This is a genomic window from Kitasatospora sp. NPDC085879 (genome assembly GCF_040686255.1).
In the GTDB taxonomy this organism is placed as follows: Bacteria; Actinomycetota; Actinomycetes; order Streptomycetales; family Streptomycetaceae; genus Kitasatospora.
The window spans coordinates 1-21,954 of sequence record NZ_JBFBJZ010000045.1; the positions used below are offsets into that span (position 1 = coordinate 1).

General features: G+C 73.0%; 21 protein-coding genes and 6 pseudogenes. 8 read left to right on the forward strand and 19 right to left on the reverse strand.

Annotated features, from left to right (window positions below; translation table 11 throughout):
* Positions 1 to 178: 178 nt before the first annotated feature.
* From AB0P35_RS28505 to AB0P35_RS28535, 7 genes are all read right to left on the reverse strand, one after another.
* Positions 179 to 1,825: an amidohydrolase gene (locus AB0P35_RS28505; protein ID WP_363516224.1), complete on the reverse strand. Its 1,647-nt coding sequence runs from the start codon at positions 1,823 to 1,825 to the stop codon at positions 179 to 181.
* Positions 1,822 to 3,246: an APC family permease gene (locus AB0P35_RS28510; RefSeq protein ID WP_363516227.1), complete on the reverse strand. Its 1,425-nt coding sequence runs from the start codon at positions 3,244 to 3,246 to the stop codon at positions 1,822 to 1,824. Before AB0P35_RS28510 ends, AB0P35_RS28505 begins: the two co-directional genes overlap by 4 nt.
* A 136-nt stretch (positions 3,247 to 3,382) precedes the next feature.
* Positions 3,383 to 4,333, reverse strand: a complete 951-nt coding sequence (locus AB0P35_RS28515) for an Lrp/AsnC family transcriptional regulator (protein WP_363516230.1) — start codon at positions 4,331 to 4,333, stop codon at positions 3,383 to 3,385.
* An 85-nt stretch (positions 4,334 to 4,418) separates the two neighbouring features.
* Positions 4,419 to 4,979, reverse strand: coding sequence for a GNAT family N-acetyltransferase (locus AB0P35_RS28520; protein WP_363516233.1), 561 nt, complete (start codon positions 4,977 to 4,979; stop codon positions 4,419 to 4,421).
* Positions 4,980 to 5,091: 112 nt separating this feature from the next.
* Positions 5,092 to 5,577: a hypothetical protein gene (locus AB0P35_RS28525; RefSeq protein ID WP_363516236.1), complete on the reverse strand. Its 486-nt coding sequence runs from the start codon at positions 5,575 to 5,577 to the stop codon at positions 5,092 to 5,094.
* Positions 5,577 to 5,864, reverse strand: coding sequence for an SUMF1/EgtB/PvdO family nonheme iron enzyme (locus AB0P35_RS28530; protein WP_363516239.1), 288 nt, complete (start codon positions 5,862 to 5,864; stop codon positions 5,577 to 5,579). Before AB0P35_RS28530 ends, AB0P35_RS28525 begins: the two co-directional genes overlap by 1 nt.
* Positions 5,804 to 6,115, reverse strand: a complete 312-nt coding sequence (locus AB0P35_RS28535) for an SUMF1/EgtB/PvdO family nonheme iron enzyme (protein WP_363516242.1) — start codon at positions 6,113 to 6,115, stop codon at positions 5,804 to 5,806. Before AB0P35_RS28535 ends, AB0P35_RS28530 begins: the two co-directional genes overlap by 61 nt.
* 203 nt (positions 6,116 to 6,318) lie before the next feature.
* Here AB0P35_RS28535 and AB0P35_RS28540 point away from each other — a divergent pair, with 203 nt between their 5' ends.
* The 3 genes and pseudogenes from AB0P35_RS28540 to AB0P35_RS28550 all read left to right on the forward strand — a co-directional run.
* Entirely contained in the window at positions 6,319 to 6,714 is a 396-nt protein-coding gene (locus AB0P35_RS28540; protein WP_179419804.1) for an STAS domain-containing protein, read from the forward strand.
* 188 nt (positions 6,715 to 6,902) lie between these two features.
* Positions 6,903 to 7,238: a hypothetical protein gene (locus AB0P35_RS28545; protein WP_363516245.1), complete on the forward strand. Its 336-nt coding sequence runs from the start codon at positions 6,903 to 6,905 to the stop codon at positions 7,236 to 7,238.
* A 290-nt stretch (positions 7,239 to 7,528) separates the two neighbouring features.
* Positions 7,529 to 8,131: pseudogene (locus AB0P35_RS28550) on the forward strand (hypothetical protein); the annotation flags it as partial.
* 61 nt (positions 8,132 to 8,192) lie between these two features.
* On the opposite strand, the pseudogene AB0P35_RS28555 reads toward AB0P35_RS28550, so the two are convergent.
* A pseudogene (locus AB0P35_RS28555) lies at positions 8,193 to 8,405 on the reverse strand (sigma factor); the annotation flags it as partial.
* Positions 8,348 to 8,922 (reverse strand): annotated as a pseudogene (locus AB0P35_RS28560) (carboxymuconolactone decarboxylase family protein). The pseudogenes AB0P35_RS28555 and AB0P35_RS28560, both read right to left, overlap by 58 nt.
* 171 nt (positions 8,923 to 9,093) lie before the next feature.
* On the opposite strand from AB0P35_RS28560, the gene AB0P35_RS28565 reads away from it, so the two are divergent.
* Positions 9,094 to 9,453, forward strand: coding sequence for a YciI family protein (locus AB0P35_RS28565; RefSeq protein ID WP_179419803.1), 360 nt, complete (start codon positions 9,094 to 9,096; stop codon positions 9,451 to 9,453).
* Between the two features lie 393 nt (positions 9,454 to 9,846).
* On the opposite strand, the gene AB0P35_RS28570 is transcribed toward AB0P35_RS28565, so the two are convergent.
* From AB0P35_RS28570 to AB0P35_RS28595, 6 genes and pseudogenes are all read right to left on the reverse strand, one after another.
* Positions 9,847 to 10,278, reverse strand: a complete 432-nt coding sequence (locus tag AB0P35_RS28570; RefSeq protein ID WP_363516248.1) for a gas vesicle protein — start codon at positions 10,276 to 10,278, stop codon at positions 9,847 to 9,849.
* Positions 10,279 to 10,350: 72 nt separating this feature from the next.
* The gene (locus AB0P35_RS28575) at positions 10,351 to 10,584 is read right to left on the reverse strand and encodes a gas vesicle protein GvpG (RefSeq protein ID WP_363516390.1); all 234 of its coding nucleotides are present in this window, start codon (positions 10,582 to 10,584) and stop codon (positions 10,351 to 10,353) included.
* Between the two features lie 27 nt (positions 10,585 to 10,611).
* Positions 10,612 to 11,019 (reverse strand): annotated as a pseudogene (locus AB0P35_RS28580) (GvpL/GvpF family gas vesicle protein); the annotation flags it as partial.
* Positions 11,016 to 11,456, reverse strand: a complete 441-nt coding sequence (locus AB0P35_RS28585) for a gas vesicle structural protein GvpA (RefSeq protein WP_363516251.1) — start codon at positions 11,454 to 11,456, stop codon at positions 11,016 to 11,018. The pseudogene AB0P35_RS28580 and the gene AB0P35_RS28585, both read right to left, overlap by 4 nt.
* Before the next feature lie 76 nt (positions 11,457 to 11,532).
* Positions 11,533 to 11,805, reverse strand: a pseudogene (locus tag AB0P35_RS28590) (gas vesicle protein); the annotation flags it as partial.
* Between the two features lie 483 nt (positions 11,806 to 12,288).
* A complete protein-coding gene (locus AB0P35_RS28595) occupies positions 12,289 to 13,146 on the reverse strand; it encodes a hypothetical protein (RefSeq protein WP_363516254.1) in 858 nt (285 codons plus the stop codon).
* On the opposite strand from AB0P35_RS28595, the pseudogene AB0P35_RS28600 reads away from it, so the two are divergent.
* Positions 13,145 to 14,018, forward strand: a pseudogene (locus AB0P35_RS28600) (SRPBCC family protein). The gene AB0P35_RS28595 and the pseudogene AB0P35_RS28600 sit on opposite strands and share 2 nt — an antisense overlap.
* A gap of 40 nt (positions 14,019 to 14,058) precedes the next feature.
* Here AB0P35_RS28600 and AB0P35_RS28605 read toward each other — a convergent pair.
* From AB0P35_RS28605 to AB0P35_RS28620, 4 genes are all read right to left on the reverse strand, one after another.
* Positions 14,059 to 15,852, reverse strand: coding sequence for a SpoIIE family protein phosphatase (locus AB0P35_RS28605; RefSeq protein WP_363516257.1), 1,794 nt, complete (start codon positions 15,850 to 15,852; stop codon positions 14,059 to 14,061).
* 14 nt (positions 15,853 to 15,866) lie between these two features.
* Positions 15,867 to 16,076 (reverse strand): hypothetical protein, encoded by a 210-nt coding sequence (locus AB0P35_RS28610; RefSeq protein ID WP_363516260.1) that lies wholly within the window; start codon positions 16,074 to 16,076, stop codon positions 15,867 to 15,869.
* Positions 16,077 to 16,372: 296 nt separating this feature from the next.
* Positions 16,373 to 17,017 carry a dihydrofolate reductase family protein gene (locus tag AB0P35_RS28615; protein ID WP_363516262.1) on the reverse strand — a complete coding sequence of 215 codons (645 nt, stop codon included), beginning with the start codon at positions 17,015 to 17,017 and terminating at the stop codon, positions 16,373 to 16,375.
* A 742-nt stretch (positions 17,018 to 17,759) separates the two neighbouring features.
* Positions 17,760 to 18,248: an ATP-binding protein gene (locus AB0P35_RS28620; protein WP_363516264.1), complete on the reverse strand. Its 489-nt coding sequence runs from the start codon at positions 18,246 to 18,248 to the stop codon at positions 17,760 to 17,762.
* 403 nt (positions 18,249 to 18,651) lie between these two features.
* On the opposite strand from AB0P35_RS28620, the gene AB0P35_RS28625 reads away from it, so the two are divergent.
* From AB0P35_RS28625 to AB0P35_RS28635, 3 genes are all read left to right on the forward strand, one after another.
* Complete coding sequence (locus AB0P35_RS28625) at positions 18,652 to 18,939, forward strand: STAS domain-containing protein (RefSeq protein WP_179419800.1); 288 nt, start codon at positions 18,652 to 18,654, stop codon at positions 18,937 to 18,939.
* Positions 18,940 to 19,283: 344 nt separating this feature from the next.
* The gene (locus tag AB0P35_RS28630) at positions 19,284 to 19,727 is read left to right on the forward strand and encodes a DUF6296 family protein (protein ID WP_363516393.1); all 444 of its coding nucleotides are present in this window, start codon (positions 19,284 to 19,286) and stop codon (positions 19,725 to 19,727) included.
* A 68-nt stretch (positions 19,728 to 19,795) separates the two neighbouring features.
* Positions 19,796 to 21,583 carry a thiamine pyrophosphate-requiring protein gene (locus tag AB0P35_RS28635; protein WP_363516266.1) on the forward strand — a complete coding sequence of 596 codons (1,788 nt, stop codon included), beginning with the start codon at positions 19,796 to 19,798 and terminating at the stop codon, positions 21,581 to 21,583.
* Positions 21,584 to 21,954: the final 371 nt, after the last annotated feature.

Here is a 21,954-nt window from a genome sequence, read left to right on the forward strand (position 1 = left end):
CAGCGACACCCGACCCCCTTGACCGACAACAAGCCCGATCCTGGCAGCCGGAACCATCCGCCATCACCGCTTTGCGGATTTCCCAACGGAGTCCTCACCGACGATCTGAGGCGGCGCCACAGGCTCACGCACAGGGGCGCGGGCCCGCTTCGGGCGGGCGCCGGGGGCGGGCGGACCGTCAGCCGGCCCGGTGGACGACCTCGCCGCCGAGCACGCCGAGTTCCACGCGGGCGTCCAGGAAGGCCTTCGGCTCGATCTCGAACAGGTCGTCCGAGAGCATCACCAGGTCGGCGAGCTTTCCCGGGGTGAGGCTGCCGAGTTCGTGCTCCAGATGGACGGCGTGGGCGCTGCCCAGGGTGTAGCCGCGCAGCGCGGTCGCCAGGTCGAGCGTCTCGTCGGGCATCCACGGCTCGCCGCCGGCCAGGCCGCGGCGGGTGACCGCGGTGTACAGCCCGACCAGCGGGTCCATCTCGGCGACGTTCCAGTCGCTGGAGAGCGCGAGCACCGCGCCGGCCTCGTGCAGGCTGTGCATCGGCCAGGCCTTGTTCCAGCGGTGCTCGCCGACGGCCTCGGCCCAGTCCCGGCCGGGGCCGGCGATGTCCGGCGAGCAGTGCCGGGGCTGCATGCAGGCGACCACGCCGAGCTCGGCGAACCGCGGCACGTCGGCCGGGTCCAGGCATTCGACGTGGACGACCTGGTGGCGGGCGTCGCGCGGGCCGTTGACCGCCCGGGCGTGCGCCACCGCGTCCAGCACGGTGCGGATGCCGCGGTCCCCGGTGGCGTGCACGAACGCCTGGAAGCCCGCCGCGTCCAGCCCGGCCAGTACCTCCGCGAACTCCCCCGGCGGGTAGAAGGTCTCACCGCGGTGGCTGTGGTGGCCCGCGTACGGTTCGAGCAGCGCGGCGGTGTGCGGCTCCACCACGTCGTCGATGTACAGCTTCAGCGGGCCGACCCGGAACCGGTCGGAGGTGTGCCGCCGGGCCGCCGCGGCGAACTCGGCGAGGTCCTCCGCCGTCGTGCCGCGCGGGTGGAACAGCCCGGCCACCAGTCGGGAGCGCAGCCTGCCCTCGGCCAGCGCACGCTCGAACAGCGGCAGGTCGTCGAGCGAGTTCTGCGGCTCGACCACGGTGGTGATGCCGTACCGGGCGGCCATGTCGAGGCTGCCGGCCAGCCGCCGGTACTGCCGGTCCGGGTCGGCCCACGGCAGGCCGGCGGCGCGCAGCGCGCGGTGGCCGTCCCGGGACAGGCCGCGCACCGCGAAATCGGTGAGGAACCCGGTGGGCTCGCCCGTCGCCGGGTCCTTCTGCACCGTGCCGTACGCGGTCTGCACGGTGTCCCGGTCGATGCCGAGGCGGCGCAGGGCGGCGGTGTTCAGCCAGGCGGTGTGCACGTCGTAGCTGAGCACGAACGTCGGCCTGTCCCCGGTGAACCCGTCCAGGTCGGCGGCGGTCGGCATCCGGCCGCCGGGGATCGCCGAGTAGTCGAAGGCCTCGCCCTCGATCCACTCGGCGTCCGGGTGGCTGCGCAGCCGGTCGGCGATCCGCGCGCCGATCTCGTCGAGGGTGCCGGCCCCGGCGAGCTGGACGCAGTCCGCGTCGGAGCCGAGCCGGACGTGGTTGTGGCTGTCGACGAACCCGGGCAGCACCAGCCGTCCGCGGGCGTCGACCACCTCGGTGTCGGGGCCGGCGAGGGCGCGCCAGTCGTCGCCGTCGCCGATCCAGGCGATCCGGCCGTCGCGGACGGCGACGGCCTCGGCGCGCGGGCGGGTGTCGTCGACGGTGTGCACATGGGCGTTGTGCAGGACGAGGGCGGCGGGGCGGGTCACAGCCGGGCTCCGTTCAGCGGGGACGCGGCGCCCTCGGCGCCGTCGGCGGTGGCGGTCACGTCGGCGGGCAGGCTGAGCACCCAGTGGGTGGCGCTGCGCGGACGCAGGTAGGCGAACCAGTAGCAGGCGCCGGCGAGCAGGACACCGCCGGTGATCAGCAGGTCCCGTGCGGTCTGCTGGGTGAGCGCGTAGCCGAGGACGGCGATGGTGACCAGCGGGACGACCGGCCACAGTGGCATCCGCCAGGCGGGCGTGGCCCGGTGCCGGGTGCGCCGGGCGGTCAGCGCCGCGCAGCCCAGCAGCAGGTAGATGACGGCGACCACGACGCCGGTGAAGCCGAGCAGCGCGTCGATCGGCACGGCGAGGGCGAGCACCGCGCCCGGCAGTCCGATCGCCAGGGTGGCGGCCCAGGGCGAGCCCCAGCGCGGGTGCAGCGAGCCGAGCACCCGGTTGACCGGGTCGGGCCAGGTGCGGTCGCGGGCGGAGGCGTACAGCACCCGGCCGTTCTGCAGCACCATGACGATCACCGCGTTGAGGATCGCGGCGGCGATGCACAGGCTGACGAAGGTGCCGACGGTGCTGCCGGCCCAGGAGTCGACGATCGCCACCAGGTCGCCGGCGGCGAGCCGGTCGGGCGAATCGACGCCCAGGCAGATCGCGGCGACCGGCACGGTGATGAGCAGGACGCCGGCGAGCAGCGACCACAGCACCGTGCGGGCCACCGTGCGGCGCGGGTCGCGCAGGTCCTCGGAGAGGTAGACGGCGGTGCCGAAGCCGTTGTAGGTGAACAGCGCGACCGCCAGCCCGGAGATCAGCAGCCCGGCGGTGAACGGGCCGGTGCCGCCGTGGCCGTCCGGGACGACGGCGTGCAGCAGGCTGTCCACCGGCTGGTGGACGTGGGTGAAGCCCAGCACGCTGACCACGGCCGCGGCGAGCACCTCCAGGCCGAGGAAGAGGCCGGTGATCAGCGCGTTCGACTTGATGTCGAGCACGCCCACGGCGACGGCCAGCGCCATCACCACGGCGCCCGTCACCGCCGGGTCGAGGGAGACCACCGACGCCAGGTAGTCGGCCGTGCCCAGCGCGATGATCGGCGGGATCACCAGCAGCGACACCACGGAGATCACGAAGACCAGCCAGCCGGCCAGCCGGCCGAGCAGCCGGCCGACGATCGAGTACTCGCCACCGGCGCTCGGCACGAGCGTGCCCAGCTCGGCGTAGCAGAACCCGACGCCGAGCGAGAGCAGGGCGGCGATCAGCAGGGTCGTGACGGCGCCACTGCCCTGGGACTGCAGCAGCGGCGGCACCACGATGAACAGCGAGGAGGCCGGGGTCACGCAGGAGAGCGTCAGCAGGACGCCGCCGAAGACGCCGAGCGAGCGGGGGAGCGCGGCGACGGCCGGCTGGGGGGATCTGGTCATCGGACATCCCGGCGTGGTGAGGAGGGAGGGGGACGCCGGTCATTCAATGGCAGGCGAAAACATCGCGTCAATGGCCTTCGAATGCCTTTTCGCAGTGAATTTCCTGCAATTCCTGCGATTCGTTTCCAGCTGCTCCTCAGGGCGAGTGATTCGCCGCCCCGGCCGGGAGATCGTAGCTGTACGTCTCCTTCACGATGTCGAGGTGGTACCAGGACTCCGCGCGGACCACCCCCGGCAGGGCGCGCAGCGCGTCGAGGGTGCCGAGCAGTGCCGCGCGGTCCGCGGCGTCGACCCCGCAGACCACGTCGAAGCGGCCGTAGCCCGCCGCCACGTAGTTCACCCCCGGCAGTCCGACCGCGAGCCCGGCCGCCTCCCGGGCACCGCCCCGGACGCCCAGCCCCACCCCGACCGCCTCCCGCACCCCGAGCGCCTGCGAGGCGACCAGCCCGGTGACGTGCACCGCCCCCGACTCCAGCAGGCGCAGCACCCGCGCCCGGGTCGCCGGCTGGGACAGCCCGACCCGCTCGGCGAGCGCCGCGAACGAGGCCCGCCCGTCGACCTGCAGCAGCCCGAGCAGGACCCGGTCGGTCTCGTCCACGGCCGGCGGCGGCCCGCCGGCGGGGCGAGGCGCCGCGGGCCCGCCGGGCAGCGGCGAGTACGCGTCCCGCAGCAGCGCCGCGCAGCGGAACACCTCGATGCCGTGCACACCCGGGACTTCGCGGAGCGCGGCGAACTCGCGCTCCAACGCGGTGTCGTCGGCGACCCTCACCTCCGCGACCACCGCGCCGCCGCCCGCCGTGCAGGACACGAACGAGGTCGCCGGACGGGCGGCCGCCGCCTCGGCGACCGGCCGCGCCGGGCCCTCGACGTTCAGCGACACGTGGGCGACCGCCGCGATCCCCACCACCGACGGGCGGACGATCCCCACCACCCGCACCGTGCCGGCCGCGGTCAACCGGTGCACCCGCGCCCGCACCGCCTCCCGCGAGACGCCGAGCAGCTCGGCCAGGCGCTGGTAGCTCACCCGGCCGTCCCGCTGCAGCTCGCGGACCAGCGCCGCATCCAGGCCGTCCAGCACCGAGGCCACACCCTTCCCTCGCCCGCCCGGGCGGCCGCACCCTCGCGGCGGGCGCCGGGAAACCGTCCCGCCGAAGGGTAGTCGGCCCGTGTGCTCAGCTCTCGGCGCGGCTGCCCGCCAGGAGAGCCTTCGCGTCCGGCCAGACGAACCGCAGCTTGGTCGGCGTGCCGCGCAGCCGGCCGGGGACGCCGCCCGGAGCGGGGACCGCGGCCCGTTCCGCGCACGCCCCGCCGAGTGCCCGGTAGAACCGCTGGGCCGCCGCGTTCTGTTCGAGCACCCAGAGGTGGACGGCCGCGGAGGAGGCCCGCTCGGCGACGGCCGCGGCGGCGTGCGCCATCAGCGCCCTACCGGTACCGCCACGCCGCCGGTCGTGGGCGACGTGCAGATTGTCGACCAGACTGCCGAACCGCGGGTCCTGGTCGAGCACCACATGGACGAAGCCCACCGCTCCCTCCCCGTCCTCGGCGACGAAGGTCGCGGCGCCGGCGGGGGAGCCGAGCCGGGCCGACCAGACGGCGAGCCGGTCGGCGACCACGTCGCCGTCCAGATAGGCGTCGGAGTACGCCCCGCGATAGTGCCTGCGCCAGCTGTCGGCGTGCAGCCGCGCCACCTGCTCGGCGTCCCCGGCCACCGCCGCACGGAATCCCACTGCCATGCCCCGTCCCTCCGTCGCCGCACCGCCTCCGGCGCGTCCTGCCCGGGACAGTAGGAGGCGGGCGCCGCCGGTGTCGACCGGGTTTCGGCCCGGACGGCGGGGCCGGCCGCGATCACTCCCGGGCGAGCATGGCCTGTGCCTCGGCCTCCAGATCGATGTAGGGCTCGCCGCTGACGTCGACGGCGACGCGGTGCAGGACACCGCCGGTGAACGCCCAGGGCGAGGTGCCGGGGTAGAGGTCGCTGACGGGCTCTCCGGAATCCCGGCCGACCACCAGGCCCTCGCCAGCCAGGGTGAAGCGGCCGGGCTGGGTCCTGATGCGGCGTTCGCCGACCTTCCGGTCCCCGTGGTACAGGCTGAGGACACCGGTGGCCACACCCGGCGACACCCCGGCGTACGCCTCCGCCATCCGCGCGAACAGCCGCCGCTCGTCCGCGCCCAGCTCCGCCCACGGCCGCGTGAAGTCCAGCGCCGGGAACGGCTCCCCGCCCGGGCCGGTCCGGGTCTCCGGCGTGCCGATCGGGTTCAGCGGCGGCAGCTCGGTGTTCTCCGGTACGAGACCCATCTGCTTCTGCCGGGCCAGGATCTGCTCCCGCATCACCTCGTAGCCCTCGTCGAACCGCCCCAGATACCGGTCGAGCCACTCCCTCGGCGCCTGGTGCGGGGCGTGCGCGCAGCCCGGCGCATAGTAGAGGAAGACCGGCCGCTCGGGGGCGATCGCCTTGACGTCGTCGACGAAGTCGGCAGGTCCTTGCCCGCCCAGTCGGCGTACGCACGGGCGTCCTCGTGGGCGACCTGGGTGACCGGATGCCGCTCGCGGCCGTTCAGCTGCTCCCAGGACCGTACGGGTGGCGCCAGGAGGCGCCCGGGAGGTAGCTCCACCATCGGCGCCACTCGTCGAGGTCGACCGGCCCGGACGTCATCCGGAACACCAGCGCGCCGGGCACCAGTGCCGTCGGATCGGCCCCCGGATAGTCCGCCGGGTCCAGCGCGCGCTCGGCGACCGTCACGTACCCGGTCGCCTTCACGAACCGGCGGAACGCCACCACCGTCACCGGGTGCTCGTCCATCCAGAAGCCGTCCACCCGCACCGGGTGCACCGGCCGCTCCTCCGGATAGAACTCCTCCGAACCCATCAGGAACCGCCCGCCCGGAACCCGCACCACCCCCGGGCCGGCGCCCGGACACCACTGTCGCCCGCGGTCGTCGTCATGCGGTCGACACTGCACCACACGGGTGCCGATCCCGTCGGCAACGCGCGGGAGCCGTCGCGGCCGGGCAACCGGGGCGGCGTGTTTCACCGCCGGGACCGGGTGCTCGGGTTTCACTGGCCTGGTCCGTGACCGTGATCGATCAGGAGGTGGGCGTGGAGGGGTTAGGGCAGCCGCGTGCGGAGAAGGAGCCGTGCGGAACGGTGGTGGTGGGATCGACGGGCCCGTTGGACGTCCTGCAGGCGCGAGAGGTGGGCGCGGCCGCACGGGCGGGAGCGGCCGGCGGAGCCTTGGGCGTCGTCCTGGATCTGACCGAGACGACCTCGGCGGACGCGATCGGCGTCCTCCTCCTGGTCGAGGAGGTGTCCGCGCTGACCGACGCCGGCCTGCCCGTGGCACTGTGCGGGATGCGGCCCCAGCTGGAGCAGCGGCTCCACCGCGCCGGGGTCAGCAGGCAGGCCGCGGTGTGCGACACCAGGGCGGACGCCCGCCGGCTGCTCGCGGAGCTCGCGTCGAAGTCCTGATCCGGGCGGGTTCCGTCCGGGCCGGGCGCTCGATTTCGGGCGGTCTTGCCGGGCGGTCGAGGCCGGGCGGTCGATCGGGCAGCGCCCCACGTACCACAGGAGGTCCGTGGGCGCTGCCGGTCGCCCGAAGGGGGTGGCTTTCGGATGTACCCCGGCCCCCCTTTCCTTGAGGCGCGCATGATCGAGGGATGCAGACTCTTGGGGGGACGTGGTGGGAACGCCGCCGCGACCGGGAACTGGCCGCCCTGGTCGACGAACTCGCGGTGTGGGGGCATGAGGGTCTGGAGGACCCGGGCGCGGCTGAGTTGGCCGAGCTGATCGGCCGGAGCGCCCGCGAGGTTGCGCTCTCCCGCCTCGGCGAGGTGGTGCCGGCCGCAGCCGCACACCTGGAGCTGGCGGCCGTCGCCGCGGGGACCGCCGATGCCTTCCGCGGCGCCTTCCTCCCGCAGGTCGTCCGCAACCTCTCCCGCGCACGACGCCACCTCCAGGACGCCCGCGGGGTCGCCGCCCCGGCGCGGCGCTGAGCACACCGGCCGGCGCCGGTCCCTGTGTCCGATGGGGGGAGTTGTCGCGGTTCGGCGTGCCACGAGTCTTGACGCGGATGCGCGCACTGTCCACTCTTGCTCAAACATGCTTGATTAACGCTGATATGAATCAAGTTCAATCACGCATTGCATGCCTAGGGGCATCGCATGAGATGGCACACCGCGTCCTCGGGATCTGTACGGCGGCCGTCCTCGCGGCCGGACCGGCAGCGGTCACGGCCGCCCCGGCCGCCGCCGACACCCTCGCGGCCAACACGAACACCCCGATCATGGGGTTCAACAACTGGGCGCGCTTCACGTGCGCGGCGCAGACACGCCTGGACGGCACGTCCGGCGGCTACTCGTTCCAGCAGTTCATGCAGGACCAGGCGAAGGCCATGAAGGACACCGGCCTGGTCGCCGCCGGCCACACCAACCTCACCGTCGACGACTGCTGGATGCAGCGCACCTCCGCCGGCTACCTGCACGGCGCCGCCACCTGGGGCGGCAGCAGCCAGCCCGGTTTCGACTGGGAACTCACCGCCTACGCAGACTACGTCCACAACCAGCGCATGGAGGCCGGCCTCTACAGCACCTCCGGCGTGAACACCTGTCAGGGCGTGCCCGGCGGCGTCCTCGGTCACGAGCAGGCCGACGCCGACTCGCTCGCCTACTGGGGCATCGACTCCATCAAACTCGACAACTGCGGCACCACCGCCGCCAACCGCCAGCAGGTGTTCACCACCTTCGCGAACGCCCTGAACACCGCCACCGCCAACAAGACCCGCAAGATCCTCTTCAACGAGTCCGCCCCGGCCGGGTACGGGCCGGCCGTCGCCGAGAAGTACAACGCGATGGACTGGGGCCGCGGCCTCGGCCAGATGTGGCGCGTCAGCCCCGACATCGCCGTCCGGCACGGTAATTCGCCCGCGGGCTCGGGCTGGGACTGGCCGCGAGGTAGGCCCTCGGGTCGTGTACCTGGCGCCGGTCGACGCCGGCCCACCGCAGCCAGGACTCCTGGAGCACGTCCTCCGTGTCGGCCGCCGACCCGAGCATCTCGTAGGCGACGGTGAACAGCAGGTTGCGGTGGGCGACGAACGGGTACCCGGTCATGCCGCCGTCGCGGGGCCGGGCCGGGCGGGCCGCTCGGCGAGCGGAACCTCGCAGGCGTCGGAGAAGCCCTGCGAGACGACGCCGTTCGCGGTGTTGTTCCTGGTCGCCATGTTGACGAAGGCGATGTAGGCGGTGAGTTCCACCATCGCCGCCGCGCCGAGGCGGTCGAGCAGCCCCGCGTACAGGTCGTCGGTGACGGTCGGCGGGGTGTTCGTCATGGCCTCGGCGTACTCGAGGCCCGCTCCAGCGGGGTGAACACCGCAGACGTCCGCCAGCGCGGCACCTGGCTGGCCTTGGCCAGGTCGAGGTCCTGGTTCTGCGCCTGGAAGTAGCCGACGTCGAGGCACCAGCTGCAGCCGACCTGGGCCGCGACGGCCATGTGGGCGAAGGACTTGAGGCTCGCGTCGGCGGTGTCCCACCGGGCCAGCCTGCCGGAGAACTCCAGGTTGGCGGTGGCGACCCCGGGGTTGTGCCACACCACCTCGACGGGCTCGGGCACGGCACCGAGCTGCTTGATCATGTTCTCGCTGAGCCCGTCGGGCAGCTCAGCCTTCGGCACACGGAGCGCCATGGCAGTCCTCCTCGGACGTCGGCCTATTCGGTATGAAGACACCGCCGGGCGCACCGGTGTGACAACCACCGCGGGCCCCGCAGGCGGAATCCGGTCCTCGTACGGATTCCGGACGCCGGCGAACGGTGAGGCTGCCGTACGCCGGACCCGATGAGGTGTCAGTCTGGCGGGATGAAGTACATGGTGCTGATGTACGCCGATCCCGCGGCGACCGCGGCGATGACCGCCGAGGAGCGGGCCGAGGTCTTCGGCCGGCACAAGGCGCTCCACCGGGACCTGGTCGACACGGGTGAACTCCTGAACGGCGCCGGACTGGCCTACCCCGTGGACACGACCACCCTCCGCCGCGGCGAGGACGGCCCGACCGCGTCGGAGGGCCCGCTCACCGGGGCCGTCGAACAGCTCACCGCCTACTACGTGATCGACTGCGAGAGCCCGGAGCGGGCGCGCACGATCGCCGAGCGGGTCGTCGACTTCCACGTCGTGGCGGTCGAGGTGCGGCCCGTCCACGACTTCTTCGGCATGGGCTGAGTCCGGCCGGTGGAGGGCGCCGCCGGCTGCGTAGGGTGGGTGACGACGTGTCCGGTGGCGTACGGAGGGGACCCGGTGGACGTGCCGACGGCGGATCGCTGGTTCGAGGTGCACGAGCTGGGAGGAGGCGTCGCCCGGATCACCGAACCGCACGTCGACCCGCTGCTGCGCGGCAACCTGTGGTGGCTGCGCGGCGGCGACCGCGACGTCGTCGTGGACGCCGGCCTCGGTGTCGGTCGGCGCTCACCGGGCTCACGGCGGCGAGCAGCCCGGCGTCGCGGGTCGCGTGGACGAGGTGGACGGGGGCCCGAGCCACCCCGTCGATCCGGGTCAGGGCGGCCGCGAGCGGGTCGGCGCGCCGTGCGACGGCGTAGGTGCAGCCGAGGTGCGGTGTCACGGCCGGCTCCGGCGGGTGGGGCGGGTACCTGGTCCGGCCGGCGGGCCCGATGCGGCCGCGGCCGGTCGCGGCTCGGCGTCCTCGCCGGACGGGATCTCGGGGCTCCGGCGCAGTGCCTCGATCTCGGCGCGCAGGCGCTCGTTCTCCTCCGCGAGCGAGGGGCGGTCGTCGGCGCGGGAGGAGAGCGAGGGGTCGTGCTCCCACCAGTCGATGCCCATCTCCTTGGCCTTGTCCACGGAGGCGATCAGCAGACGCAGTTTGATGGTGAGCAGTTCGATGTCGAGGAGGTTGATCTGGATGTCGCCGGCGATGACGATGCCCTTGTCGAGCACGCGTTCCAGGATGTCGGCGAGGCTCGCGGACGATCCCTGGACGGGGGCGGAGCGGGAGGGCAGCGTGCCGAGGCGGTCGGCGATGCGGTCGCTCATGGCGCTCGGCCTCCTTTCCCTGTGGTGTGTGCTGCGGGCGGGCCGTGGTCGCGGTCAGTGGGCCTCCCCCCGTCAGTGGGCCCGGATGTCGTCCAGCCGGTCGAGGAGCTCGTCCTCGCGCCGGTCGAAGGTCTCCTCGTCGATGCGTCCGGCCAGCAGGTCACTCTCGAGTCCGGCGAGCTCGCGTTCGACGGGCGCGGGGTCGTAGTACTCGTTCTCCGCGGTCTCGACGATTCGTTCCAGCACCCACACGGTGCCGCGGACCGGGGCCAGCGGAAGGGTGAGGATCTGGGCGAGAAGGCCCACGGCGGTCTCTCCTCGGACGAAGCTGTACGGGGGCAGTGGCCCGTGGAGGCGGGCGCCGACCTCGCCGCCGAGATCGGCGAACAGGCCCTCCTCCGCCCGGAGGAAGCCCGGCTCGCGGTTTCGGCGGACGAGGAAGAACACGTTGAGGAAGTGTCGCCGGTGGGCGGCGTCCTGCCGCGCGAAGGGTCGCAGCGCGTCGACGACTTCTGCGGCGAGTGCTGTCCGGACGGCGTCGTCGTCGGGAACGGCGAGCCCGAAGCGCATGGGCAGGCCGGTCGTGTCGCTCATCAGCCGCTCCTGGACCGCCTGGTGGGCGACGAGGTCGCGGCGCTTGGGTCGCAGCCCGGGGGCGGTCTCGCCGACGCCGGTGAGCCTGTGGAGGTTCGCGGGGTGTGTCCGGGCGACCACGGAGCAGACGTACACGTCCCGCCTCACTCCTCCCGGCGGCGGGCGGGCCTGCGGGCCGGCCGGGTGCGTTTCGGTTCGGGTTCCTTCTCCTCCTCGTCGTCCTGGTCGCGTCCCAGGTGGAGGGTGTCGGCCACGGCCTCGACCGCGCCGGACAGCGCGCCCTTGCTCTTGCCGTGCGCTCCGCTCTCGGTCACCTCGCCGACGATGTCGGTGAGCTGGGCGGGTGCCTTGCGCCCGGCCTCGAGGTCCAGGCGGTTGCAGGCCTCGGCGAAGCGCAGGTAGGTGTCGACGCTGGCGACGACGATCCGGATGTCGATCTTCAGGATCTCGATGCCGACCAGGGAGACCCGGATGAAGACGTCGATGACCAGCCCGCGGTCCAGGATCAGTTCGAGGATGTCGTAGAGACTGCCGGTGCTCCCGCCACGGGAAACGCCGGCTTGGCTTTGCGGCGCCACAGTCATGGTGCCTCCCTTCGCCGCCTCCTCCGGCCGGGGGGAGACGGTTGCGTCGAGGTGCGCCGCGGAGTGCGGCGGGCTCTCAGGTCCCCCGGTCGATCTGTCCGCGGGTGTAGCGGCGGATCCGCTCGTACGCGACCAACTCGCCGTCCTCGTCGAGTGACACCCGGTAGCTGGCCATCACACTGGTCGTCTCCGGGATGCGTTCGAGCTCCACGACCTCGACGTCGGCCTGCCAGCCGTCGTCGGCGGGCTTGAGCGCCGAGACGGACTCCGGGGTCCGGCCAAGGAGTTCCGCGAGCTGCCGGGCGGCGTAGCGCATCGCCTGCGATGCCGGGATGCGGCGCCGCGGACGGCGAGCGGTCCCGCCCTCCGACCGCCGGGTACCGGCGGCGTCGGCACGTTCGGTGGGCGTCGCCGGTGCGGCTCGCCGCCGCGGGCGTGCCTCGCCTTTGATGCCTGGGCCTGGGGCCATGGGTCCTGCTCCGGTGTTCGGAGATCTCGTGCGTACGGTGCGAGCGCGCCTGCCCCGATAAGACCGAATCATGCTGATATGCGGCTAATTGAGGCGATTTTGTGCAGGAAGTGCGGATTCGGCCATAGGCCTTGATGGCGGGGCCTACCGGTGCCTGGGGACCGCTCCCCGCCTCGGCGATATCCGATCCGAGGTCGCACGGAAGGTTGTGCATGCAGCATGTCGACTGCCCGCGGTTCGGTCGAAGCCGTGAGGGCCCGACCGACCGCGCGCAAATTCCGTTGGATCGGGGCCGGCTGACACGTCGTCGGAGACGGTCTCGCGACACCGAGCCCGGCCGCCCGGCCCGCCGCGGAAAGCCGATCACGAACGGGCCGACTGCCCGAGAAGTAGCAGGTCCCGAAAGGACAACCCATGCAGGACACCACCAAGATCGCCCTTGCTGCCGCCGTCGCCGGCGGTTACGTGGTGGGGCGTGTCAAGAAGGGGCGTCTGGCGTTCGCCGCCGCCACCTATCTCGCAGGTCGGCGGTTCGGGCTCGAACCGCGCCAGCTTGTCACGGAGGGGCTGAGAAAGCTGGCAGAGGTGCCACAGGTCGCCGAACTGAACGAGCAGGTCCGTGGTGAACTGCTCGAAGCCGGCAAGCACGCGGTGGCGGCCGCAGCCAACAGGCGCATCGGCGAACTCGCGGACTCTCTGCGCGAGCGCACGCTGAACGTCGGCAAGCCGAAGCCCCAGGACGACGAGGACCAGGAAGAGGAGGAGCCGTTCGCCGAGGGCGGGGAACCGCCCGAGGAGGAGGCCGAGGAGCCGGAGGAGGAAGAGGGCGAAGAGGAAGCAGAGGAGGAAGAGGGAGAAGCGGAGGACGAGGAGGAGCCGCCGCCGCCCGCGGCGTCGCCGCACCGCTCCCGCCTCCGCCGAGCGTCCCCGCGCCTCGCGCACCGCCGCGAAGTCCCCCGCGAAGTCGCCGGCCGCGCGGAAGCCGGCCAAGGACACCGCCGCCCCGGCGAGGAAGGCGGCAGCCCGGAAAGCTCCGGCGAAGAGCACCCCGACGGCCAAGCGGACACCGGCCCGCTCGAGCTCGTCCAAGACCGCGGCCGCCAAGCCGCCCGGCACAAAGGCGGCCGCCCCGGCGAAGAAGACGGCGGCCAAGAAGACCACAGCCGCGAAGAAGACCGCTGCGGAGCCGTCCGCGCGCTCGACCGGGCGGAGGTAGGTCATGGCCGACACCGACACCGCGCAGAAGACCAACGAGGCCTCGGGCATGGACCGGCTACGCGAGGAGGCCGTCCACTATTTCGGGGCCCAGATGGAGCACCTGGTCGAGAAGGCCGGCGACAAGGTCTCCGACCTTACGGGTCAACTCGGGGACGTTGCCGAGAACGGGGGAGTGCTGCCGAAGGTGGGTGCCCGTGTCCTGCAGGGCGACTCGCCGATCAAGGCCTTTCTCGGTGAGAAGGCGAAGAGTATCAAGGACAACGTCGTCGACAAGGTCAAGGGAGCCTTCGGCGGCGGTAAGCCCGGGCGGAAGTCCGGCAAGAAGCCGATGAACATGATCGAGACCCTGGACATCGGCCTGCCCGTACGGACCGTCTACGACCACTGGACCAAGTACGAGGACTTCAGTGGTTTGCCAAGGGAGTGCAGAGCGTCTCGCAGGGCGACGAGGTCACCACCGACTGGAAGGTCAAGGTCGGCCCCTCGAAGCGCAGTTTCAAGGCGACCGTGCAGGAGCAGGTGCCGGACGAGCGCATCGTGTGGACCTCGGAGGGTGCCAAGGGCAGCACCCGCGGTGCCGTCAGATTCCACGAACTCACTCCGGACCTGACCCGCGTCGTCCTCGTGGTCGAGTACTACCCCGCTGGCTTCTTCGAGACGGCGAGGTCGTCAAGACCCATGACGAGGCCATGGAAGAGGAGGAGGCCGCCCGGAACCAGGAGGACGAGGCCGAGGACGGCGAAGAGCCGGACGACGAGTACGGCGACGACGAGTACGGCGACGACGAGTACGGCGACGACGAGTACGGCGACGACGAGTACGAGGACGCCTACGAGCCGGCCGAGGAGTACGAGGAGGAGGACGGCGCGGCGTGAGTCCCCGCGGGACACCGCCGGTGTCCAGGGTCAGAGTCCGTCATCCCTGCGGGCCCGGTCGGTCGGCGAGCCCGGACCCGGCGGAGCCTGTCCGGTTTGGCGGCGGCCGGAGTCGCTCCGGCGGCACCCGCAGCGCGAGAAGAGCGGTGTCGTCGGTGCTGCCGGGCGGCACGGCCCGCAGGATCCCGTCGCAGAACTCCTCCAGAGGGAGCCCCACCACGCCCATGGCATGGCTGCGCAGCCTCTCCAGGCCGGCCCCGAGGTCGGTGCCCGGGGCTTCCACGAGACCGTCCGTGAACAGCAGCAGCGTCGAACCGGCCGGCAGGTCCTCCACGCCGTTCGGACGGTCGGGATCGCCGCCCGCTCCGAGCACCAGCCCCTGGCCGGCCTCCAGGTAGCGTGCCCCGCCGCGGGACTGCGTCCCGGCAGCGGGAAGCAGGAGCGGCGGGGGGTGCCCGGCGCTCGTCCACCGCAACCGCCACGACCCGTCCGCGGGCGCCTCGACACAGGCGAGGATCATGGTGGCCATGGGCACGTCTGTCAGACTCGTCATGGCGTCGTCGAGCCGTGCGACGACCGCCGCCGGTGCCTCGTGGCGGTCCCAGGCCAGTGCGCGCAGGATGTTGCGGAGCTGGGCCATGCGGGCGGCGGCCTGAAGATCGTGCCCGATCACGTCGCCGATCACCAGCGCGGTCGCGCCGTCCCTGAGCGGAAAGGCGTCGTACCAGTCGCCGCCGACCCGCGAGCCGGCCGGCGCGGGCTGGTACCTGGCGGCCAGCTGGAGGTCCGGGCTGTGCGGCAGCTCGGTGAGCAGATGGTGCTGCATGGCGGTGGCGATGTCGCGCTGCTCGCCGAACAGCCGGGCGTTGTCGATCGCCACGCCGGCCCGGTGGCCGATGTCGGCGAGCAGGGCCAGCTCCTGCTCGTTGAAGGGATGGCCCGGTCCGGTGCGCACCGCGGTGACGGCTCCGGTGATCTCGCGGGCGCTGGTCAGCGGGACGACCGCGGCCGATGTCGCGCCCAGCGCGCGGAGGAACCCCACCTGGACGGCGGCGAGCGGGGCGTCCGGCGGTTCGGCCATCTCGCGCGTGCCGAGCACCACGGGCTCCGCACCGTGCAGCACCCGCACCAGTGCCGAGCGCGAGAGCGCCGTCGGGGACGGCAAGGGGCCCCGCCACGCCTCCAGGGCGGAGGACCGCCCCTCCGGGCCGAGGACGGCCACCCGGCGCACCTCGCCCTCGGCGGTCCGCAGGTCCACGGCCACCCAGTCGGCGAGCCGGGGGACGAGGAGCGGGCCGAGCAGGTCCACCGCCTCCTCGACGTCCAGCGTCTCGGAGAGCACCTCGGTGATGGCGCTCACCAGGGTCAGCCGCTCGGTCAGGTCCTCCAGCAGGTCGATCCGGGCGGCCTCCCGTCCGTCGGGTGCACTGCTACCCGCGACGTCGGCGAACAGTATGGCGAGGCCCACCGTCCGGCCCCCGTGCATGACGGGCGCCGCCGACCAGCGCACCGGCAGTGCCCTGCCGTCGCCGGTCAGGAAGGAGTCGGTCTCACCCCACGCGGGCCTCGCCTGCTCGGAGACCGCCAGCAGCAGACACTGCGAACGCGGAACCCGGGCACCGGTGGGGCCCCGGTGCAGCAGGTCGTGGGCGTCGGCACCCACCATGGCCGCCGCCGGGCGGCCCAGCAGGGCCTCGGCCCGCGGGTTGGCGGCCAGGATCCGTCCACCGGCATCGATCAGGAGCAGCCCGGCCGCGAGCCCCGTGAACGCCGAGCTCAGCAGCTGCTGCTCGTCTCCCGGATCGCCGGGGCCCTGCAGCGGGTCGAACGCCATCGCGCCGCCTCCGGCTAGAGCCGCTGCTCCGGGCTGGAGGTGGCAGAGGATCCCACGCCGCCGGTCACGAGCGCGTACGCGTGGGCCAGCTCCACCAGGGCGCGGTGGTGCTGCCCGCTGTAGCGGCCCAGGGCCCGGGTCTCCGCACTGATCGCCTTCAACAGCTCGGTGCGCGCGTCGGCCTCCGCCGAGAGCCTCTCGGCCGGAGACTCCTTCGAAGCCATCGCTCCTCCTCTCGCAGGTCCCTCCGGCGGCCCGGTGTCAACCGTCGGGGCCGCCCGTCGGTTCCATCTTGCGGCCCCGCTCCACCCCTGCGCCTGCCCGCGGGACCGGGGGTGCCGTCGCCGGGGCGTGTGCCGTGTCGGCCGGATCGCCGCCCCGAGGCAGTGCCGACTCCCGCCGCAGGGGGTCCGCGAGGCCGCGGAGGCGGGCGGTTCCGCCGCCGAGGTGATGGCGAGGGAAGCACGACCTGGCGGATTCACCGCCGACGACGCGGACCCCATCTGGCGCGGGGGTGACTTCAGCCGTTGCGCCCAGCACCGCGATCGGGTGCGCTCATGTCCCCCGTTCGAGGGGTGCCGTCGGCGAGCCCGTAGCGCAGGTACACGATGCCCCTCGGACTGGCTACCGGCGGTTCGAGGAGTGTGACGTTCGTGGGGACCGCGCCACCGTCGAACACCTTCTTTCCGACGCCGAGCACGATCGGGTGCACCCAGAGGTCGAGACGGTCGAAGAGCTTCTCGCGCAGGAGGGTCTGCACCAGGTTCAGGCTCCCGACGACCTTCACGTGCTCGTGCCGGTCACGGACCTCGCGCACCGCGCCGGCCAGGTCCGGGCCGAGCTGCACGGATCCGGCCCACGAGAGGTCGGGCCTGCCACGGGAGGCCACGTACTTCGGGACGCTGTTGAAGAGCGTGGCGATCTGATCGTCCTCGCCGCCCTCCTGGTGCGGCCAATAGGCGGCGAAGATGTCATACGTCCGCCGGCCGAGCAGGAGGGCGTCCGTGTCCTCGTACGCGGCACCGACCTGCGCCCCGGCGACATCGTCCAACAGGGGTGCCTGCCAGCCGCCGAACGGGAACCCCACCGGGTCCTCGTCGGGGCCGCCGGGCGCCTGCCCGACGAGGTCGAGGGTTGCGAACAGCTCGATGTGGATGAGGCCCATGCCCTACTCCCGGTGATTGGTCGGCTCGGTCGGAGATGGCCGGACCTGCGGGAACGCGCAAACTCATCGCTGCGACGCCACCCGTGTCGGCGTATCGGTCACCACTCCGTCCCGCGGTCAGCGTCCTTCCAACGCCTTGCAGTAGGGCTCGGCAGGTACGCCGTGCGCCTTGAGCCGCTGAAGAGGCCCCTGGCAGCCACAGGGCGCTCTCCTTCCGGCCGGTGGTGGCCGTCGCCGCGCCGGGTGCACCAGTTGTCGGCGTGGTGCCGGAACCGCTTCGGCAGCAGTTCTCCGCCGTGAACTGCACGGCTGCTGCTGCTCGTCCCGTCGCGCCGGAGCCCGCCGGGCAGATGGTGGCCTGCGGCCGCGAGCCGGATTCGGCCGGCGGCGGGACCGAGCCCGCGAACCAGGTCGCGGTCGTACTGGACGGCACGGTCATCTCCCACCCGCGGGTGACCACGGCGATCACCACCGGCTTCACGCAGATCACGGGCGGCTTCGACCACGCACAGGCCGTGGGCCCAGACCGCCCAGCTCTCCACCAGCCGCCTCCCGACGTCCATGCGAGCGAGCACCCCCCAGCACACGAGCCGCCTCGTGATGGTGAGCCAGCCGCCCCCGCCCCGACTCGGGTCGCGGCGGGGCCGTCTGCTTCCCGCGAACCGGCCCGCACCGAACGTCCCGGAGCGCTCGGCGAATCGCAGCCGGCGGACGAAACCGCTCCATGGGCCCGTCAGGTGAGTCAGTTGTCCAACAACGGGTCGGGGTCGGCCAGCGCCGTCCAGCGCGCGGGTCGGGGGTCCGGTTCGGCCGCGGGGTCGGTATCCGGGGAAGGCAGGGGGAGGTCGGCCCAGACGGTCTTGCCGCCGTGCCCGTCGGGGGCGCAGCCCCAATCGGCGGCGATCCGGTCGACAACGACCAGGCCGTGTCCGTGCGGCGTCTCGGGCCGGTGCGGCTTCACCATGCTCGGCGGGGTGGGGTCGGGGTCGGTGACGGCGATGCGAAGCCGCCCGGGAGCGCGGTGGAGCCGGAGGAAGAGGGGCCGGCCGGCGTGCTCGGCGGCATTGGCGAGCAGCTCGGCCGCCACGAGAACGGTGTCGGCGGCCACCTGGCCGGCTGCGGTCGGCAGGTGCCAGTCGGCGAGGGCGGCCCTGGTGAAGGCGAGGCCCTCGCTCACGCACTCCGGTTCGCCGCCGGGCAGGAAGTCCAGTCGACGCCGGTCCGAAGCCACGGGGTGAGGGGAGGAGCACATGACGGTTCCTGGTCGATGGCCGAAGGGTCTCCGTTCGAGCGTCTGCCCCGACCGAAGCCGTCTACGCGTCGAAGGCGGGCGGTTCCTCGACGTGCCGCGCCCGGTCGGCTGCCGCGGTCCGGGCCCGCAGCAGGGCGTTCAGTCCGCCGGAGGCGAGAGTTCCCCCGCTCAGGTCGACCGCAAGGTGGGGCGGGCGGATGGCGGCGCGTTGCGCTCGGTGCGGCCCACGTGCCGCGGGCCGGGTTCGGTGCGCGGGTGTGGGGGTAGGCGAGCCGGGGTTCACCCCGGGGCGGCGCTGCCGCCGGGCCTCGGGTCGTCGAGGGGAGTGGGTCGGGTCATGTCTGGTCTGTCGGTGACGAGGGGTTCCCGGGTGCAGGGGCCGGTGCTGTTCCTGGAAGGGGAGATCGATCGGCACAGCGTCCCCACCCTGGCCGAGGCCCTGGAGGATGCGGTGGATCTGTGTCCCCGCGGGGCGGCGATCACGGTGGACATGGCGATGGTGGACTTCTGCGACTCCTCGGGCCTCAACGCCCTACTGAAAGCCCGTGACCGCGCCGGCCGGGAAGGCGTCCCGGTGCGGGTGGCGCGGCCCTCCCGCCAGGTGGCGCGCCTGCTGAGGCTCACCGCTACCGCGGGTCTGTTCCAGTTCCAGGCCGACGGCGCACGCTGACGCTGCGCCCGCCGACCGGGGCCGGTTGCTGTGCTCCGGCTGCCGGCGGCGCCGTTGTGCCGTGCCTGGGCGAAGTCGTCCGGGCCCGCCGGTTCCGGCATCGGTCTCCGACTCGTCCGGGCGACTGAGCAGGGCGGGCGGGCCGCTCTCGGATCGGCCGGTGAATCCCCGAGCAGGTGCGCCATGAGCCTGTGGCCCGGCACCGCCGTGAGCCCCGGTGTCCCCGGACCCGCCGTCGCTCCCGGCCGGGGCCGAGAGCGGGCGTCCTGCAGGCGCAGGGCCCTCGCAGGGCGTGCGGTAGGACGACGGGCCGCCGCCCAAGGTCGACCAGGGAGGTGATCGTCGTGACGCGACAGCCGTCCCGCTGGATCCTGACGTTTCCCGGCCCCGCGGGCTCCCACGGCGAGCAGGACACCGTCGTGGTGGAGGCGCAGGCGGGATACGGCCTCCACGGGTTCCCGATCTACGAGGACGCGGACCGCACGGTGCGGGTCGAGATTGAGGACGGCGGCCTGGTCCACGTTCTGGACCTCGTGGGTCGGCCGGTGCCGGACACGCCCGTCCACGCGCAGCCGCTCGGTCGATCGTTCGGTACCCGGGCCGTCGGGCCCGCCGCGTCGCGACCCGTTGGCTCTTCGGCTCGCCCGCGCCTGGAGGGCGGCGGCCCTGGCGCTGCCCCGTCTTCCTCGGCACCCTCGCGGCTTGGGCCGCGCCGGCGCACGCATGACCGCGTTCGTCCGAGCTGCCGTCGGGACCGGCACGGAATCCGGCGGGTTTTGGGCCGGTGACAGCGGTTACCCGCGTTCCAGGGGCTGACCGGTCCCGTGCGACCGAGCGGAGCAGAAGGAGCCGGCCGATGAAGGTCTCCGACTACGTACTGCAGCGCCTCAGGCAATGGGAGGTCGACCACGTCTTCGCCTATCCCGGCGACGGGATCAACGGACTGCTGGCGGCCTGGGGCAGGGCCGAGGACCGGCCCCGGTTCGTGCAGGCCCGGCACGAGGAGATGGCCGCGTTCCAGGCCGTCGGCTACGCCAAGTTCTCCGGCCGGACGGGCGTGTGTGTCGCCACCTCGGGGCCGGGCGCCATTCACCTGCTGAACGGCCTGTACGACGCGAGGCTCGACCATGTACCGGTGGTGGCGATCGTCGGCCAGACCGACCGCAGCGCGATGGGCGGTTCCTACCAGCAGGAGGTCGACCTGCTGACCCTGTACAAGGACGTGGCCTCGGAGTTCTGCGAGATGGTCACCGTTCCCGAGCAGCTGCCGAACGTGCTGGACCGAGCGATGCGGGTGGCCGCGGCCAGGCGCACCGTCACCGCGGTGATCATCCCGGCGGACGTGCAGGAGCTGGAGTACGAGCCGCCGGCACACGCCTTCAAACAGGTCCCCTCCAGCCTCGGCACCGGTCGGTGGGCGCCGATCCCGGCGGAGGAGGACCTGGCCCGCGCGGCCGAGATCCTCAACGCGGGAGAGAAGGTCGCGATGCTGGTCGGGCAGGGCGCCCGGCACGCCCGCGCGGAGGTCGAGGAGACCGCCGAGCTGCTCGGCGCCGGGGTGGCGAAGGCGCTGCTCGGCAAGGACGTCCTGCCGGACACCCTGACGTACGTGACCGGGGCGATCGGCCTGCTCGGCACCCGCCCGTCCTACGAGCTGATGCGGGACTGCGACACCCTGCTGGTGGTCGGCTCCAGCTTCCCCTACACCCAGTTCCTGCCCGAGTTCGACCAGGCCCGGGCGGTCCAGATCGAGCTCGACCCGTCGATGGTCGGGCTGCGCTACCCGTTCGAGGCCAACCTGGTCGGCGACGCCGCCGAGTCGCTGCGCCGCCTGATCCCGCTGCTGGAGCACAAGGAGGACCGCACCTGGCGCAAGACCGTCGAGGAGAACACCGCCCGCTGGTGGGAGGTCATGCAGCGCCGCGCCGAGGTGCCGGCGGACCCGCTCAACCCCGAGCACGTGGTGCACGCCCTCGACGCCCTGCTGCCCGAGAACGCGATCCTCGCCGCGGACTCCGGGTCGGCCGCCAACTGGTACGCCCGGCACCTGCGAATGCGCGGCACCATGCGCGGCTCGCTCTCCGGCACCCTCGCCACCATGGGCCCCGGCGTGCCCTACACGATCGGCGCGAAGTTCGCCCACCCGGACCGGCCGGCCATCGCGATCGTCGGCGACGGCGCCACGCAGATGAACGGACTCGCCGAGCTGATCACCGCGGCCAAGTACTACCAGGAGTGGTCGGACCCACGGCTGATCGTCGCCGTCCTCAACAACCACGACCTCAACCAGGTCACGTGGGAGATGCGCGCCATGCAAGGCGCCCCCCGGTTCGAGGCCTCGCAGAGCCTCCCGGACGTCCGGTACGCCGACATCGCGGTGCTCCTCGGCCTGTACGGCGTACGGGTCGAACAACCGGAGGACGTGGAGCCGGTGTGGCGTCAGGCCCTCGCCTCTGACCGCCCGTTCGTCATCGACTTCCGCACCGACCCGGCCGTGCCGCCGATCCCGCCGCACGCCAGCTGGGACCAGATCACGTCGGCCGCCTCCGCGGTGCTGCACGGCGACAGCGACCGCGCCGCCGTGGTGAAGCAGGGCATGAAGGCCAAGATCCAGGAGTTCCTGCCCGGCCGGGGGAAGGGGTGAGCGCGATGACGCGGGGCACCGCGGCGCCCGCCTCGACGGTCGGACGGCTGGTCGCCGGTGTCCGGCACGGGCGGTTCGAACGGTCCATGTCGCTGCTGACGGCCGCGGGCGCGCTCGTCACGACGGCGGAGATCTACCTGGAGCACGACCGGGCGGGCTTCGGGAACCGGATGATGTGGTGGCCCGTCGTCCTGGGCCCGCTCGGGGCGGCGGCCGGGGTCGCCGGCTTCCGCAGCGAGCGCGCCGCGCACACCGTGCTGCCGGCGGTCTCCGCGGCCGTCGTCGCCAACGGCCTGCAGGGCACCTGGCTGCACGTGCGCGGCATCGCGCGGAAACCCGGCGAATGGTCGATGGTCCGCTTCAACGTCTTG